The 371-nt window shown below is 28.3% G+C and carries 1 protein-coding gene; it reads left to right on the top strand.

From position 1 onward, the window contains the following. Nucleotides 1-371: PP2C family protein-serine/threonine phosphatase (locus SB775_RS27800; RefSeq protein WP_410864372.1), on the top strand; the 371-nt coding region annotated here is incomplete at both ends.

Genomic DNA, 371 nt, shown 5'->3' with positions numbered 1-371 from the left:
ATTAAGAGAAGATCATATAAAAATTGAAGCAAGTTACTTACCTTCATTCAAACTAGCTGGAGATATGTATTATTGGTATAAAATCGATGAAAACCGCTACGGTATTATATTATTAGATGTGATGGGACATGGTATATCTGCTTCATTAGTTTGTATGTTTATTTCTTCTGTATTACGTGAAACAAGTAAATGTTTAATTGATCCAGAATTGGTCATTAAAGACTTAAATAAATATATGACTCTGTTACATAATGACAATGATCATATTCCATATTATTTTACAGCAATATACTTAGTAGTGAATACAAAAAATAGAACAATTGAATATGTAAATGCAGGACATCCTTCTGGATACGTTTTAGTTGATGAAG

Source organism: Peribacillus sp. SIMBA_075 (assembly GCF_046534585.1).
Note: the sequence above shows the minus strand (reverse complement) of the source record. Positions and strands in the feature narration are given on the sequence as shown.